The following is a 215-nucleotide window of genomic DNA, read 5'->3' as shown; positions in this document are numbered from 1 at the left end:
TGGCCGGCATCGACATCAGCAATAGTCAAGGTACCGCTCTTGGTTAAATTACCACTCGTCAGTGCTGTATCTTCGGTGACTGTACCAGTAGAGACCCCGGCAATTACCGGGACATCATTGGTACCCTGGATGGTCACAGTGACCGTTTGACTGGCACTGCCATCGGCCGAGGTCGCAGTAAAGCTATCGGTCAGCGTTTGGCCAGCCCCTAACTG

At 54.4% G+C, this 215-nt stretch carries 1 protein-coding gene; it reads right to left on the bottom strand.

The genetic code is table 11. The features are described 5' to 3' along the window. Positions 1-215, bottom strand: a 215-nt coding sequence (locus ACN4Z1_RS16115; RefSeq protein ID WP_419413507.1) for a VCBS domain-containing protein, incomplete at both ends; no start/stop codon positions are given.

The sequence above is a fragment of the Legionella sp. ST3F1 genome, from assembly GCF_048553315.1.
GTDB lineage: Bacteria > Pseudomonadota > Gammaproteobacteria > Legionellales > Legionellaceae > Tatlockia > Tatlockia donaldsonii.
The sequence above is the reverse complement of the archived record's forward strand: the minus strand, read 5'-3'. Positions and strand labels throughout refer to the sequence as shown.